General features: G+C 72.7%; 12 protein-coding genes. 5 read left to right on the top strand and 7 right to left on the bottom strand.

Features of this window, described 5'->3' with window-relative positions:
* Positions 1-59: 59 nt before the first annotated feature.
* Complete coding sequence (locus tag O7616_RS00425) at positions 60-3,830, bottom strand: S8 family serine peptidase (RefSeq protein WP_282305183.1); 3,771 nt, start codon at positions 3,828-3,830, stop codon at positions 60-62.
* A gap of 144 nt (positions 3,831-3,974) precedes the next feature.
* Here O7616_RS00425 and O7616_RS00420 point away from each other — a divergent pair, with 144 nt between their 5' ends.
* On the top strand, positions 3,975-4,223 hold the full coding sequence (locus tag O7616_RS00420) for a hypothetical protein (RefSeq protein ID WP_282256803.1): 249 nt from the start codon (positions 3,975-3,977) through the stop codon (positions 4,221-4,223).
* A gap of 43 nt (positions 4,224-4,266) precedes the next feature.
* Here O7616_RS00420 and O7616_RS00415 read toward each other — a convergent pair whose 3' ends face one another.
* On the bottom strand, positions 4,267-5,598 hold the full coding sequence (locus O7616_RS00415; protein WP_282305182.1) for an extracellular solute-binding protein: 1,332 nt from the start codon (positions 5,596-5,598) through the stop codon (positions 4,267-4,269).
* 139 nt (positions 5,599-5,737) lie between these two features.
* Here O7616_RS00415 and O7616_RS00410 point away from each other — a divergent pair, with 139 nt between their 5' ends.
* Entirely contained in the window at positions 5,738-6,571 is an 834-nt protein-coding gene (locus O7616_RS00410) for a phosphoribosylaminoimidazolesuccinocarboxamide synthase (RefSeq protein WP_282256805.1), read from the top strand.
* Between the two features lie 14 nt (positions 6,572-6,585).
* Here O7616_RS00410 and glpK read toward each other — a convergent pair whose 3' ends face one another.
* Entirely contained in the window at positions 6,586-8,070 is a 1,485-nt protein-coding gene (glpK, locus tag O7616_RS00405; RefSeq protein WP_282305181.1) for a glycerol kinase GlpK, read from the bottom strand.
* Positions 8,071-8,172: 102 nt separating this feature from the next.
* On the opposite strand from glpK, the gene O7616_RS00400 reads away from it, so the two are divergent.
* The gene (locus O7616_RS00400) at positions 8,173-9,111 is read left to right on the top strand and encodes a ribose-phosphate pyrophosphokinase (RefSeq protein WP_282256807.1); all 939 of its coding nucleotides are present in this window, start codon (positions 8,173-8,175) and stop codon (positions 9,109-9,111) included.
* Positions 9,112-9,131: 20 nt separating this feature from the next.
* Here the strand turns inward: O7616_RS00400 and O7616_RS00395 are convergent, their stop codons facing one another.
* Entirely contained in the window at positions 9,132-9,587 is a 456-nt protein-coding gene (locus O7616_RS00395; protein ID WP_282305180.1) for an ATP-binding protein, read from the bottom strand.
* Between the two features lie 120 nt (positions 9,588-9,707).
* On the opposite strand from O7616_RS00395, the gene O7616_RS00390 reads away from it, so the two are divergent.
* Together O7616_RS00390 and O7616_RS00385 are read left to right on the top strand one after the other, a co-directional pair.
* Positions 9,708-10,844: a DUF5931 domain-containing protein gene (locus tag O7616_RS00390; RefSeq protein WP_282305179.1), complete on the top strand. Its 1,137-nt coding sequence runs from the start codon at positions 9,708-9,710 to the stop codon at positions 10,842-10,844.
* 14 nt (positions 10,845-10,858) lie between these two features.
* Positions 10,859-11,512, top strand: coding sequence for a response regulator transcription factor (locus O7616_RS00385; RefSeq protein ID WP_282307801.1), 654 nt, complete (start codon positions 10,859-10,861; stop codon positions 11,510-11,512).
* Between the two features lie 41 nt (positions 11,513-11,553).
* On the opposite strand, the gene O7616_RS00380 is transcribed toward O7616_RS00385, so the two are convergent.
* The 3 genes from O7616_RS00380 to O7616_RS00370 all read right to left on the bottom strand — a co-directional run bounded on the left by O7616_RS00380 (position 11,554) and on the right by O7616_RS00370 (position 14,164).
* The gene (locus tag O7616_RS00380) at positions 11,554-12,126 is read right to left on the bottom strand and encodes a DUF5709 domain-containing protein (RefSeq protein WP_282305178.1); all 573 of its coding nucleotides are present in this window, start codon (positions 12,124-12,126) and stop codon (positions 11,554-11,556) included.
* 89 nt (positions 12,127-12,215) lie between these two features.
* Positions 12,216-13,166: an ATP-binding protein gene (locus tag O7616_RS00375; RefSeq protein WP_282305177.1), complete on the bottom strand. Its 951-nt coding sequence runs from the start codon at positions 13,164-13,166 to the stop codon at positions 12,216-12,218.
* Positions 13,166-14,164, bottom strand: coding sequence for an SDR family oxidoreductase (locus tag O7616_RS00370; protein ID WP_282305176.1), 999 nt, complete (start codon positions 14,162-14,164; stop codon positions 13,166-13,168). Before O7616_RS00370 ends, O7616_RS00375 begins: the two co-directional genes overlap by 1 nt.
* Between the last annotated feature and the right edge of the window lie 103 nt (positions 14,165-14,267).

Raw genomic sequence — 14,267 nt, 5'->3', positions numbered from 1 at the left:
CGGCGTGCCGCGCAGACCCGCGACGGGGCCGGTGCCGCTCGGCACCGGCCCCGCGCGTCCTACCGAAGGCCGAAGGCCCGCGTGACGGTCTGGGTGACGCCGCCACCGTTGCGCTGTTCGGCGGTCACCCGGATCGACACGAACTCGGCCCGGTGCGGCGCGTGCACCGACACCCGCCAGGTGCCGTCCTTCTCCTTCGGGGTCTGCCGCTGCCAGGTCTTCCCGTCGTCGTAGGAGACGTCCAGCCGCAGCGAGGACACCCCGTCGCGGGCTGCGGTGCTGCCCACCACCACCGGCGTGATCGAGAACTCGCTGCCGCGCTTCGCGCGGCCCGCGAGGTCCACGTCCGTCCCGTAGTCCAGTTGCACCAGCGGGATGGCCTGCACCTCCGTGCCGCCGCCGGAGAGGAAACGCCACTCGGTGTGCGTAGTGGTCGAGTACGGGCTGAACTCCGGCTTGCCGGTGGTCTCGACGACCAGCCGGTACGGCATTTTCTCCGGCGACAGATCACCCGCTCCGATCTCCGGCCAGCCGTCGAATCGGGTCAGTTGCTTATCACCCTGATAGAACGTGGCGATCTGCGACATGCTGGCCCCGCCGCTGTGCGCGGCCCCCGCATCGCCGAACCCCTGGAGGTAGGCGCTCATGGCGGTCTCGCCCCGGAACGGGATCTCGGTGCTGAGCATGCGGGGCCGGGTGATGGGGCCGAACCAGCGGTCCTTCTGCACACTGCCCGGCCGGTAGGCGATCGCCTCCGTGTTGGACCGTGCCCAGTCGGTGACGTCGGCGTACTGCATCCACTTCACACCGTCGCCCGCGGACACCCAGTCGGTACGCGGCCCCGGGGCCACCGGCTGGAACGGGAACGACCGTGCCGCCCCGTACTCGTACGGCGGGAAGTCCACCCGGCTCTCGCTGGACTGCTTCCCCGGGGGAGGGGAGAAGGTGAGATCGATCCGGGCGAGGTCGCGGGGAGCGGTCTTGGCGGAGGGGTCCGCGGGTACGCCGCCACGGTGGTAGTCGACCAGGTCGTACAGGTACTTCGCCGACGGGTGGGCCACGACGGCCAGCCGTACCGGTCTGCGGTCGGCGGTGATCTTCTGGATCAACGCCTCGCCCTGGTCCGTGGTCACCGAGGCGACCGGGATCTGCCCGGTCGTCACGCCGTCCGGGTTGCCGTACCAGTCGCTCCGGCGACCGGCCCGGTCGTTGACGACGAGGAGCATCGCCGCACCGGCGGCGTGCGCCGCCGCTGCCTGGTCGGTGGGGGTCACCGAGTCGGTGGCGCGTACGACGACGGCCCTGCCCCGGGCGGGCACACCGGCGTAGTCGGCAGTAGCGCCGACGCCCGCGAAGACGGCGTCCAGGCGCGACGTGCCGTCGGGCAGTGCGGACGAGCCGGGCTGCACGAGGGGGGCGCCGATGCCGCGGCCCTCGTAGCTGATCGCCAGCGGCGTCTGTGCGGCGCGGATCCGGGTGGTCAGGACGAAGCTGCCCTTCTTGACCTTGCCCTTGGTCGGGAGCGCCCACAGGCTGTCGTAGGTGGCACCGGGCCAGAAGGTCTCCTTCAGGGCGCTCCAGTCCGTCGGCGTCGGCTCGGCGGAGGTGAAGGAGCGGTAGACGTCGATCCTGGTGTCGACGACGGCGGTCGGCTGCGGTGTCGCCACCTTCACCTGACGGGCCCGGGCGGCGTCGAGTTCCACGACCCGGTCGGTCGTCAGGTCGACCTCGGGGGCGGTCAGCATCGCGAGGCCCAGAGAACTGGGCCCGTTCACGCCCTCCACGTCCGGCGTGGCGACGACGGTGTAGGAGCCGGGGGCCAGGCGACTGGTGAGCTTTCCGTCCGGAACCCACATGAACGTGCGGCCCGTCTCGGCGTTGACGACCTCGACCTCACCGCTCACGGGTCGACCGGCGCGGTCCTTCAGGTGGATGGTGAGGTCGTACTTCTTGGACTCCACGGCGACCCCGACGGCCGTGTGCACCTCCCCGGTCGGGGAGCGGGCCGTGACCTGGGCGGAGTACCGGCCCGGCGCAAGACCCTCCGGGTCCACCACGACGTCGACGGTGGAGGTGCCGTGAGCCGGCACCGTGACGCTGTCGGCCGCCGCCGTGAACGTCGATGCGGAGGAGGCCCCGTGCTCCACGGCGAGAGCCAGGGTTACCGGGGCGGCCGTGGTGTTGGTGTAGGTGATCTTCCGGGTGATCGGCTGCGGTGAACTGCCGGGAGCCCACCGGACGAGCCCGGCGTCCACCGAGCCGGTCGCGACGACCTGGTCCTGGTGGTAGGCGGCGGCCACGTTCAGTCGACCACTTCCGGCCTGGTAGGCGGTGTAGTCGGGCGTACGGACGCTGGTGCTCATCAGCGCGTCCTTGATCTGCCGCGCGCTCCAGGTCGGGTGCTTCTGCACCAGCAGGGCCGCCGCCCCGGCGACGTGCGGCGCGGCCATCGAGGTGCCACTGTCCAGCCGGTAGTAGCCCTCACCCCACGGGATGTGCTGCGAGCGCGCCGCCAGCACATCCACACCGGGGGCGGTCATGTCGGGCTTGAGTGCCTCGTCGTTGGCGCGCGGCCCGACGCTGGAGAAGTCGGCCAGGTGGTCCGAGGTGTCCACCGCGCCGATGGTGAGCGCGGCGTCCGCGGTGCCCGGCGCACCGAGGGTGTACGGGTCGGGGCCGCTGTTGCCGGCGGAGACGACGAAGAGCGCGCCCGTCTCGGCGGTCAGCTGGTTCACGGCCTGGCTCAGCGGGTCGTCCTGCGTGTGCCACGCGCTGACGCCCAGGCTCATGTTGATCACCTTGGCGCGTTCGGTCCGCGCCGCCCACTCCATGCCGGCGATGATCCCCGAGATCGAGCCGCTTCCGTTCTCGTCGAGGACCTTGCCCACCACCAGGTCGGCATCGGGGGCGACGCCGCGTTCCCTGCCGTCCGAGGCGGCGCCGGTTCCGGCGACGGTGGAGGCGGTGTGGGTGCCGTGCCCGTTGCGGTCGATCACGTCCTGGCCGGGGATGAAGCTGCGGGACGCCACCACCTGGTCCACGAGGTCCGGGTGGGTGGTGTCCACGCCGGTGTCCAGGACGGCGACCCGTACCCCGCTGCCGGTGCCGCCGGCCGCCCAGGCGGCCGGTGCGCCGACCTGCGCGGTGGTGTCGGCGAGGGCGGCCTTCGCCTTGCCGTCGAGCCACACCCTCGCGATGCCCGCTGTGAAGGAGGGGGCCGAGGTGGCGGCGCGGCGGTCGGCCGTCGACTGTCCACCGTCGGTGAGGGCCGACCAGAAGTCGGTCGCCTGCGCCCGGCGGGTGCGGATCGCCTCGCCGCGGACCGAGGGAAGCTCCAGCGTGGTCTGCGCGCCCGGCAGCGTGGCGCTGGTCCGGCGGGTGGTCGAGCCCGCGGCGCGGGTGACGATCAGGGGCAGTTCGGCGGCCCGGGCGTCGTCGAAGCCCTGGGCGATCAGTTGGGTGACGTCGAAGAGTTGCTTGTCGAGTCGGCCGGTCGCGAGGTAGGGCATCGCCTCGTCGGGGTACACGTAGGTGTCCCCGCCCTCGGTGGCGACCCGCACCGCGCCGGTGGCACCGGGCGGGCGTGTGACGTCCACCGAGGGGGTCGCGCCGTTGACGCCCGGGGTCACCGTCACCCGGTCGCCGGTGATCAGCGTGACCGTGACAGGTGCGCGGTGCGCGGTGCCGGTGGCGGCGGGTGTCGCCGGTGGCGGTGGGGCGCCGTGCGCCGCCGTCGGGGTGAGGAGAGCGGCGACGAGGGTGACGCCTACCGCTGCCGCCGCAGATCTTCGGGTGCGAGAGATCCGCGCACCGTTCACAGAGTTGACCATGGATGAGATCCGATCACCTCTGGAGATTCGTGTAAAGATCATCATCGTTGCCGCGGCGTTGCGGAGACGTTGCCCGCGATCTCGGTCCCGTGATTCGGCGTGGACCGACGTGCCGAGGTTGCGCCCTTCGGCGAGGATGGGCACATGTCTTCATTCGGTAGGTGGTGGGGCCGGCTCAGCGCGGTCCTCGGTGGGGCCGTGCTGGCGGTCTTCGTGCCCGTCGCGGCTTGGGCGTCCACGGGCACCGGCGAACTGGTGGTGGAGGCCGCCCGTCGGCGCGGCCGCAGCGGCTTCGGGATCCTCCCGCTGCTCTGCTGCCTGGTGGTGATCGCGATCGTCGTGTTCCTGGTGCTGCGTCTCATGCGCAACCGTCGGGGCGGTCCGCCCCGCTGACCGGCGCCTCAGGCGACGCCGGGCCCAGCCCGGCGGGCGGGCGTCATACCGCGAGGGCCGCGATGGCCCCGGACAGGAAACGCGCGGTCGCCTCCCGGGTGCCGTCTCGTCTGACGCGGATGCGCTCGGCGGCGGTGACCAGCAGGGTACGCACCTTGGCATGCCCCTGCGGTGGCGGCGCCGGCGCGGGCCCGAGCAGGTCGGCGATGCTGGCACCGAACTCGGCGGCCCGTCGCTGGGCCGGGTCGGTGATGCTGCCCTCGGCGTAACTGCGTACGGCGAGGCTGGCGTTCAGCCCACGCTCGTGGCCCAGCACGGTGCCGGCCTCGCCGTTGGTGGTCAGGAAATTGATCACGTCGACGACGGCGTCCGGGTGGCGGGTGCCGCGGAAGGCGGCCCAGTACATCGACGCCCGCGCCCACTGCGCGCCGGGTGCCCCCGGCAGGCCGGTCAGCCCCAGCTCGGCGTCGGTGAGTCGCTGCAGCTCGGGCAGCTGGTGGGACCAGGCGAAGGACGCGGCGGTCAACCCGGTGACCACCGGCTGCCGGCCCGGCTCTCCGCTGTCCGCCTGCTCGACGAGCGCCCCGCCCGGGGTGGCCCGTCTGGCACGGGCCCGCTGCCACAGCTCGAACCACGAGATCAGCTCGTCCGCGCCGAAACCGATCTGGTTGCCCCGGTAGAACTCACCGCCCTGCGACCGCAGCCAGAGCCACAGCGCCCGGTAGTCGCCGGACGCGTCCATGGTGCCGGCCACCTGGCCGTCACTGGCGTCGGTGACCTGCCCCGCCCAGGAGAAGTACTCGGGCCAGGTCATCCCGCCGCGTGGCTCCGGCACCCGCAACTCCCGCAGCAGGTCCCGGTTGAAGACCACGCCCATGTGGGTCTGCCCGCCGGCCACCGCCATCGTCCGGCCCTCGACCGTGCCGTAGCGGATCAGCCCCTCCGGCAGACCCCGCAGGTCCAGGTGGTTGTCGGCGACCCGGTCGGTGAGGTCGAGGATGATCTGGCGTCGGGCGTACTCGGTCAGCATCGCGTCGTCGATCTGGATCAGGTCCGGAACGTTCCCACCCGCCGCCTGGGTGGCCAGACGGTCGTAGTAGCCGTCGACCCCCTGCCAGGTCACCCGGAAGGTGACCCGGGGATTGCGCTCCGAGTAGAGCCGCAGCGCCTTCTCGGTGATCTCGGCCCGCTTGGCGTTGCCCCACCAGAAGACCGACAGCTCGACCGGCCCGTCCTCGGCCGAGGTGGTGGTGCCGTCGCTGCACCCGGCCAGCCCACCGGAGGCGAGCAGGGGAGCGCCGAGCAGCGCGGTGAGCAGTCGGCGTCGGCCCGGGTCGGCGCCGAGGCGGTCGATCGGGGGGCGAACAACGGGCACGGGGGTCTCCTGGACCTGCGAGGGCAGCGGTCGGACCATTCACGCAGGCAGCGCACGAAGGTGTCAACGTCCGTCCGGTCACCCCGTCGCGCGGGTGGTGGAATCGGGCTGACCGACGCCGCATGGTGTACTAGGGCGCGTGGAACTTCTGCACTCGGGCAAGGTCCGGGACGTCTACGCCGACGGTGACGACCTGATCCTGGTGGCCTCGGACCGCATCTCGATCTACGACGTGCCGCTGCCGACGCCGATCCCGGACAAGGGTCGCCTGCTCACCGCGCTGTCGCTCTGGTGGTTCGAGCAGCTCGCCGACCTGGTGCCGAACCACGTCATCTCGACCACCGACGTGCCCGCCGAGTTCGCCGGACGGGCGATCCGCTGTCGACGGTTGGACATGGTCCCGGTCGAGTGCGTCGCTCGCGGCTACCTCACCGGCGGCGGTCTGCGGGAGTACGAGCGGACCGGCGCGGTCTCCGGCGTACGTCTGCCGCGCGGGCTCGCCGAGGCGTCCATCCTGCCCGAGCCGATCTTCACGCCGTCGAGCAAGGCACCGGCGGGGGAGCACGACGAGCCGATCACGTACGACGACGTGGTGGCCAAGGTGGGCGAGGCCACCGCCGAGCGACTGCGGCAGATCACCCTCGACATCTACCGGCGCGGTGCCGAGTTGGCCGCCGACCGGGGCATCCTGATCGCCGACACCAAGATCGAGCTGGGCTGGGCGCCGGACGGCACCCTGGTCCTCGCCGACGAGCTGCTCACCTCCGACTCGTCGCGGTTCTGGCCGGCCGAGTCGTACCAGCCGGGCCGGGTGCAGTTCTCCTACGACAAGCAGTACGTGCGGGACTGGGCCACCGGCAGCGGCTGGGACAAGCAGCCCCCGGCCCCGGACGTGCCGGACGAGGTCATCGAGGCGACCCGAGCCCGCTACGTCGACGTCTACGAGAGGCTCACCGGCAACCGCTGGGAGTGACCCCCGGGCCGGGATCACTCCACCCAGTCGAGGGTGCGCTGCACGGCCTTGCGCCACTGGCGCAGCTCCTGCTCGCGCAGCTTCGGCGTCATCGTCGACTCCCACTGCGCGTCGGAGCGCCACTGCGCCCGCAGCGTGGCCAGGTCGGGCCAGAAGCCGACCGCCAGACCGGCCGCGTACGCGGCACCCAGGCAGGTGGTCTCGGTGATCCGGGAGCGGACCACCGGCACGTCGAGGACGTCGGCGAGGAACTGCATGAGCAACTCGTTGGCGGTCATCCCGCCGTCCACCCGGAGCCGACGCAGAGCCACGTCGGAGTCGGCGTTCATCGCGTCGACCACCTCGCGGGTCTGCCACGCCGACGCCTCCAACACGGCCCGTGCCAGGTGCCCCTTGGTGATGTAGCCGGTCAGACCGGCGATCACGCCACGGGCGTCGCTGCGCCAGTGCGGGGCGAACAGCCCGGAGAACGCCGGCACCACGTAGCAACCGCCGTTGTCGTCCACGGTGCGGGCCAGGTCCTCCACCTCGGCGGCGGTGGAGATCAGCCCGAGGTTGTCGCGGAGCCACTGCACCAGCGAGCCGGTGACCGCGATGGCGCCCTCCAGGGCGTACGCCGGTGGTTGGTCCTTGATCCGGTAGGCGACCGTGGTGAGGAGGCCGTGCGTCGACGGGACCGGGCTGGCCCCGGTGTTGAGCAGCAGGAAGCTGCCGGTGCCGTAGGTGCACTTCGCCTCGCCCGGCTGGAAGCAGGTCTGCCCGAACAGCGCGGCCTGCTGGTCGCCGAGCGCGCTGGCCACCGGCACACCGGCGAGCACGCCGGTGGCGTGGCCGTACACCTCGGCGGAGCAGCGGATCTCGGGCAGCATCGCCGCCGGGACGCCCATCGCGTCCAGGAGGTCCGGTGCCCAGTCGAGGGTGGCGAGGTCCATCAGCATCGTCCGGCTGGCGTTCGTCACGTCGGTGACGTGCTCGCCGGTCAGCTTCCAGATCAGCCAGCTGTCCATGGTGCCGAAGAGGACCTCGCCGCGTTCGGCGCGCTCGCGCAGACCGTCGACCTCGTCCAGCAGCCAGCGCAGCTTCGGCCCGGCGAAGTAGGTGGCCGGCGGCAGGCCGGTGCGGGTCCGGAAACGCTCCTCGCCGTACGCCGAGGCCAGCTCGCGCAGCAGCGGCCCGGTGCGGGTGTCCTGCCAGACGATGGCGTTGGCCACCGGTCGACCGGTGGAACGGTCCCAGACGACGGTGGTCTCCCGCTGGTTGGTGATGCCGACGGCAGCCAGGCCGGTCGCGTCGGTGCCGGCGGCCCGCAGCGCCTCGGAGACGACCTGCTGGACGTTGTCCCAGATCTCCTCGGCGTCGTGCTCCACCCAGCCGGGCCGGGGGAAGATCTGCCGGTGCTCGCGCTGGGCCACGGCGACGATCTCCCCGGCCTGGTCGAAGACGATGCACCGGGAGGAGGTGGTGCCCTGGTCGATGGCGGCGACGTACTGGGGGGTCACCGCAGCACCGTACCCGGACCGACGGCATGGTGCGAGCTGCGTCACGTCCGGTCTCGGCCCGCTGCCGTCCGCCGCGCTCCGCGTCGCCTACGATGTGCGAACGTGCGCGACATCGCCGTTTTCAGTGGAACCGCCCATCCCGACCTGGCTGCCGAGATCTGCGCCCACCTGGGGGTGCCGCTGCATCCGGTGCGGGTCTCCCGGTTCGCGAACGACTGCCTGGAAGTGCAGTTGCAGGCCAACTGCCGCGAGCGGGACGTCTTCCTGATCCAGCCGCTGGTGCCGCCGGTGCAGGAGAACCTGGTCGAGTTGCTGCTGATGATCGACGCGGCGCGGGGTGCCTCCGCCGGCCGGATCACCGTGGTCCTGCCGCACTACGCGTACGCCCGGTCGGACAAGAAGGACGCGCCGCGGATCTCGATCGGCGCCCGGCTGGTCGCCGATCTGCTCACCTCGGCCGGGGCGGACCGGGTGCTCGCGATGACGCTGCACTCGCCGCAGGTGCACGGTTTCTTCAGCGTGCCCGTTGATCACCTGCACGCGCTGCGCGAGTTGGCCACCCACTTCCAGCGCTACGACCTGAGCAACACCGTGGTGGTCTCACCGGACCTGGGCAACGCCAAGGAGGCGGCGGCCTTCGCCCGGCTGCTCGGCACGCCGGTCGCGGCCGGGGCGAAGCAGCGGTTCAGCGACGACCTGGTCAAGATCAGTGCGGTGATCGGCGAGGTGGCCGACCGGGACGTGATCGTGCTGGACGACGAGATCGCCAAGGGCAGCACGGTGATCGAGTTGATGGAGCATCTGCGGGGCCTGAAGGTCCGTTCGATCCGGCTCGCCTGCACGCACGGCCTCTTCTCCGACGACGCCCTGCGTCGGCTCAGCGAGCAGGACGGCGTCCTGGAGATCGTCTGCACCAACACGGTGCCCATTCCGGCCGCCAAGCGGGTGCCGGAGTTGCAGGTCCTGTCGGTGGCGCCCGCCCTGGCCGAGGCCATGCGTCGGATCCACAACGGGGAGTCCGTCTCCGCGCTCTTCGGCTGAGCCGCGCGGCGGCGCGGGGGTCAGTACGTGGTGCGGTCGGGGCTGACCAGACCCGTGGTGACCCGGACGGTGGTGCCGGCGGTGCCGGTGACCACCTCCATGGCGTCGGTCAGCTCGCGGGCCAGCCACAGACCCCAGCCACCGGCGGTGTCCGGGGCCGGCCGACTGCGGTGGCCCAGCCGCTGCGGGCTGATGCCGTGCCCGTGGTCGGCCACCTCGCAGACCAGCGCGTCCGCCTCGTGCCAGAGTCGCAACCAGCCGCGCCCGCCACCGTGCCGGACCGCGTTGGTGATCAACTCGTTGATCGCGAGCACGAAGTCGTCCAGCCGTTGCCCGGTCAGCCCGCGGGCATGCGCGCAGGAGGTGACCGAGTGTCGAATCTCGGTCACCTGGGCCTGGTCAAAGGCGTCAGCGATCAGGAGGGCAGGTTCGATGGGCACAACCGTACGCGGTGCGTGCGGATCTGCGTTGGTCATGGGCCCGTCCCGGCGGCGGATCTCGGAGTACTTCGCGGCATTTCCACCGTACGTCAGGGTTTCCCGAACCGCACTCGCTGCTCGCCGTGCGGCTGGTCCGGTTGTGGCATCCTGACCGCCATGCCGTCGCCGCCGGGTGGATTCGAGGTGCCCCTGTGGCGTGCGCTCACCGTGTTCCGGATGGCGTCCCTGGCGTACGTCTGCCTGCTCGCGGTGCGCGACGTCGACCGGTACGCCCACCCGTACGCCGTCGGTGCCCTGATCCTGCTGATGGCGGCGTGGACCGGGGTGACCGCGGTCGGGTACGCCCGGCCCGCCTGGCGGCGCTGGCCACTGCTGCTGGCCGACCTCGGCGTGGTACTGGCCGTCGTGTCGGCCACCCCGTGGGTGGTCGGTCGGGCAGCGCTCGGCGGCGGCGTACCCACCATGGGTGTCGCCTGGATGGCCGGCCCGGTGCTGGCCTGGGCCGTCTCCGGCGGGCGTCGGCGGGGCACGATCGCCGCGTTGCTGGTGGCCGGCGCGGACCTGGCCACCCGGGAGCGGGTCAGCCAGTCCTCGTTCACCGGGGTGATCCTGATGCTGCTCGCCGGGGTGGTGGTGGGGCACGTGGCACGGCTCGCGGTGGACGCCGAGGAACGGATGCAACGCGCTGTCGAGCTGGAGGCCGCCACCCGGGAGCGGGAGAGGCTGGCCCGGGACATCCACGACTCGGTGCTCCAGGTGCTGGCGCTGGTCCAGCGGCGGGGCGCCGACCTGCCGGGCGAGGCCGGCGAACTGGCCCGGCTGGCGGGGGAGCAGGAGGCCGCGTTGCGGGCGCTGATCGCCGGCGCCGACCCGGCCGCCGCGCTCGCCGACGGCGTCGAGGTCGCGGCGGTGGACCTGCGGAGCCTGCTCAGCCGGTACGCCTCGACGGCGGTGGCGCTCTCCGCGCCGGCCACTCCGGTGCCGCTGCCCCGGCGGGTGGCCGGTGAGCTGGCCGCCGCGACCGGCGCGGCCCTGGACAACGTGGGGCGGCACGCCGGTGGGCGGGCCTGGGTGTTGATCGAGGACGAGGGGGCGACGGTGACCGTGTCGATCCGGGACGAGGGCCCGGGTATCCCGGCCGGCCGGCTGGCCGAGGCCGCCGCGCAGGGCCGCCTCGGGGTGACCCAGTCGATCCAGGGGCGGGTGGCCGACGTGGGCGGGACGGTACGGATCGTGTCCGGCCCCGACGCCGGTACCGAGATCGAGTTGACGGTGCCGAGGGCGCAGCGGTGACGCCGACCCGGGTGATGGTGGTCGACGACCATCCGATGTGGCGCGAGGGCGTCGCCCGCGACCTCACCGAGGCGGGCTTCCTGGTGGTGGCGACCAGCGGCGAGGGACGACAGGCCGTCCGGGTGGCCGCCGCCGCCCGGCCCGACGTGGTCGTCCTCGACCTGCAGCTACCGGACATCTCTGGCGTGGAGGTGATCCTGGGTCTGCGGGCGGCCCTGCCCGACGTACGGGTGCTGATGCTCAGTGCCAGCGGCGAACAGCAGAGCGTGCTGGACGCCGTCAAGGCGGGAGCCACCGGCTACCTGGTGAAGTCGACGGCGCCCGCCGAATTCCTCGACGCGGTCCGCCGCACCGCCGCCGGCGACACGGTCTTCACCCCCGGCCTCGCCGGACTGGTCCTCGGCGAGTACCGCCGGCTGGCCGCCGGCCCGGGTCAGGCGGCCGACCCGAGCGGCGGCGCGGAGCCTGCCGCGCCCCGGCTCACCGACCGGGAGACGGAGGTGCTGCGGCTGGTGGCGAAGGGTTTGTCGTACAAGCAGATCGCGCAGCGGCTCGGGCTGTCGCACCGCACGGTGCAGAACCACGTGCAGAACACCCTGGGCAAGCTGCAACTGCACAACCGGGTCGAGTTGACCCGCTACGCCATCGAACGGGGCCTGGACGACTGACCGGGACGAGCGTCCCGGACGGCCGTGCTCGACGGGTGGCGTCAGACCGAGCGCGGCGGCTCCGTCTCGTGGATGGCCAACTCCTCGGCGGTCGCCCCGCCACCCGCCGAGCCCGCGTCGTACGCCACCGAGTCGGTCTCCTGGTCGGTGTGCGACCCCTCGTCCGGCTCCACCAGCCGGCCGACCGTGGCGTCGGCCACCGTGCCGAGCTGGCCGTGGTCGTAGAGGGAGACCGGCGAGTTCGGGTCCGAGGTCGGCCCCGGGTCGATCACGTCGGCGTCCAGCTGTGCCTCCGCCGCGGCCTCCAGGTTGTCCGCCTCGAAGGCGATCTTCGGGTCGATCGTCCCCGCGAGCGGGTCGTCCGCCGGGCGCTCGTAGACCTCCCGTCCGAGCTTGTAGTCCAACGACTCACCGTCGAGTTGCTCCTCGGCGGTCGTCCCGAACCGGTCCACCGCGACCGGCGTGCGGTCGCCGGGCAACTGGGCCGGGTCCGGACCGTCGGCCTCGCGCCCGGTGAGCACGTCGTCGTTGGCGGTCGAGTCGTCGTCGGCGGTGTCGGGCAGGCCTTGCGCCTCGGTGTCGGACACGGGGGTCGGGTACTCGTTGTCGCGCATGTCTGATCACTACCCGCTGCCCTCCCGCCATAACCGGAGCACCGCAGGCCGTGCGGTGGCGAAACCGGCACCCGGGCACGGAACACCCGTCAGTCGAGGTGGGCCGCCTCGTCGTCGGGGTGCAGAACACACCAGACGACCTTGCCGTCCCCCACCGCGCTGCTGCCCCAGCGACGCGCCACCGTGTCGATCAGCAACAGACCCCGGCCGCCGGCCCGGTCCGGCGGGGACAGGCCGGCGAACGTCGGCAGCTGCGGCGAGTGGTCGCGAACCGCCAGGTGCAGGGTGTCGTCCGCAGGAGCGAGCCGCACGGTCATCGGGGTCCGGGCGTGCGCCACCACGTTGTTGACCATCTCGGTGATCGCGATGCACGCCGGGTCGATCAACGTCGGCGTGCCCCAGCGTCGGCAACCGGTGGTGACCAGCTCGCGGGCCTGCCGGGCGGCCCCCACGGTGGGAGCGAGGTCGACGGTGAGCACCGCCGCCAGGGGCGTCGCCGCGGCCGCGGCCAGCGCGCCGTCCACCGTCGGCCAGGCCGGCACACCGGCCACCGTCGTGGGCTCGGGCCGGCCCCCGGCGACAGTGGTCGGCTCGGCTCGGTCCCCGGCGGCCGTGGCCGAGGCGGCCTGGTTCCTGGCGGCCGTGGCCGAGGCGGCCTGGTCCCCGGCGAGCGTGGTCGCGGCCTGACCCTCGACGGTCGTGGTCGGGGCGGCCGACCGCGCGGCGTCAGTGTGGTCGGGCCGGGCGACCGCCGGGTCGCACAACAGCAGATCCGCTGCCGGCCAGTCGGCGACCTCCCGGCGAACCTCGGCGAAGACGCTGCGCCCGGTCGGGTCGACCACCCGAAGCCCCGTCACGTCGGCCACCACCGGACCGGGCCGGTCGGCCAGTCTGGTGAGCAGGGCGAGGCGTACCGCCTCGGCTCCGGCGGCGTCGAGCACACCTGTCAACCGCACCACCGCCGACGACTCGTCGGCCTCCAGGACACAGTTCGCCGCGCCGGTCACCGCCCGCGCGTTCGGACGCTCGGTGGCCGTCATCAACGCGCCGACCGCGATCGGCGGTTGATCGCCGCCATCGTGCCGACAGCCGTTCCGGCGGCAGCCAGGCCGAAGGCCGCGGTCATCCGCACCAGCTGACGCCGTCGGCCCTGCCAGCCGCCGTCCCGGCGGGCACCGGCGTCGGCGTGGAACACGTTGCCGGTGCTGTCCACCCGAGCCCCCGGACCGAACTGGCTGCGATGGGCGTACCAGCCGAGGGTGCGTTCCACCAGCGCGGGCGCCAGCCGCCACTGGAGGCCGATCAGCCGGGCCGCACCACCGGCGTACGCCTCCCGGCGCGGCCGACGGAGCAGCCGGACGATGGTCTCGGCGACCACCTCCGGCGGGTAGATCGGGGGCGGTGGAACCAGCTCGCGGCCGGTGTGGTTGGCCGCGTGCCGGAAGAACGGGGTGTCGATCGTGGCCGGCAGCACGGTGCAGACCGAGATCTGACCGCGACCGGTGACCCGCAGCTCCTGCCGGACCGTGTCGGCCAGGCCCCGGATGCCGTGCTTGGTGGCGTTGTACGCCGACTGGTAGGGCATCGCCACCTCGGCCAGCACCGAGGCGTTGTTGACCAGCACACCGCCGCCGGCCGCCTCCAGGTGGGGCAGCGCGGCCTTGATGCCGTGCACCGTCCCGAGCAGGTTGACCTCCAGCACGCGGCGGAACTCGGCCACCGGGATCTCGTCGAACAGCCCGACCGCGCTCACCGCGGCGTTGTTCACCCAGGCGTCGATCCGGCCGAACTCGGCCGCCGCCCGATCGGCCAACCGTCGCACCGACTCCAGATCGGTCACGTCGGTCGGTACGACCAGCGCCCGGCCGCCCAACTCCCAGCAACGGTGCGCGACCTGTCGCAGGGCCGGCTCGCTGCGGGCGGCCAGCACGACGGCGGCACCCCGGCGGGCCAACGCGTACGCGGTCGCCGTGCCGATCCCGCTGGACGCGCCGGTGATCACAACTGTCGAATCGTCGAGGGTGCGGGTCAGCGGCATTCCTGGGCGGTACCCCCAGCCGGGCCTGGTCATACCACCAGGCAGTTGTCGATCATCGTCGAACTGTCACCTGCTGTGCCCTTTGTGCTTGCTGTGGCACAAG

Origin of the sequence: Micromonospora sp. WMMD964 (assembly GCF_029581455.1) — a bacterium.
In the GTDB taxonomy this organism is placed as follows: Bacteria; Actinomycetota; Actinomycetes; order Mycobacteriales; family Micromonosporaceae; genus Micromonospora.
The sequence above is the reverse complement of the archived record's forward strand: the minus strand, read 5'-3'. Positions and strand labels throughout refer to the sequence as shown.

What these genes read in the sequence shown, in the direction of transcription:
- O7616_RS00425 (WP_282305183.1), bottom strand. Translation starts at nt 3,830, where the DNA reads ATGGTCAACTCTGTGAACGGTGCGCGGATCTCTCGCACCCGAAGATCT.
- O7616_RS00375 (WP_282305177.1), bottom strand. Translation starts at nt 13,166, where the DNA reads ATGACGGCCACCGAGCGTCCGAACGCGCGGGCGGTGACCGGCGCGGCG.
- O7616_RS00370 (WP_282305176.1), bottom strand. Translation starts at nt 14,164, where the DNA reads ATGCCGCTGACCCGCACCCTCGACGATTCGACAGTTGTGATCACCGGC.
- O7616_RS00390 (WP_282305179.1), top strand. Translation starts at nt 9,708, where the DNA reads ATGCCGTCGCCGCCGGGTGGATTCGAGGTGCCCCTGTGGCGTGCGCTC.
- O7616_RS00420 (WP_282256803.1), top strand. Translation starts at nt 3,975, where the DNA reads ATGTCTTCATTCGGTAGGTGGTGGGGCCGGCTCAGCGCGGTCCTCGGT.
- O7616_RS00395 (WP_282305180.1), bottom strand. Translation starts at nt 9,587, where the DNA reads ATGACCAACGCAGATCCGCACGCACCGCGTACGGTTGTGCCCATCGAA.
- O7616_RS00380 (WP_282305178.1), bottom strand. Translation starts at nt 12,126, where the DNA reads ATGCGCGACAACGAGTACCCGACCCCCGTGTCCGACACCGAGGCGCAA.
- O7616_RS00385 (WP_282307801.1), top strand. Translation starts at nt 10,859, where the DNA reads ATGGTGGTCGACGACCATCCGATGTGGCGCGAGGGCGTCGCCCGCGAC.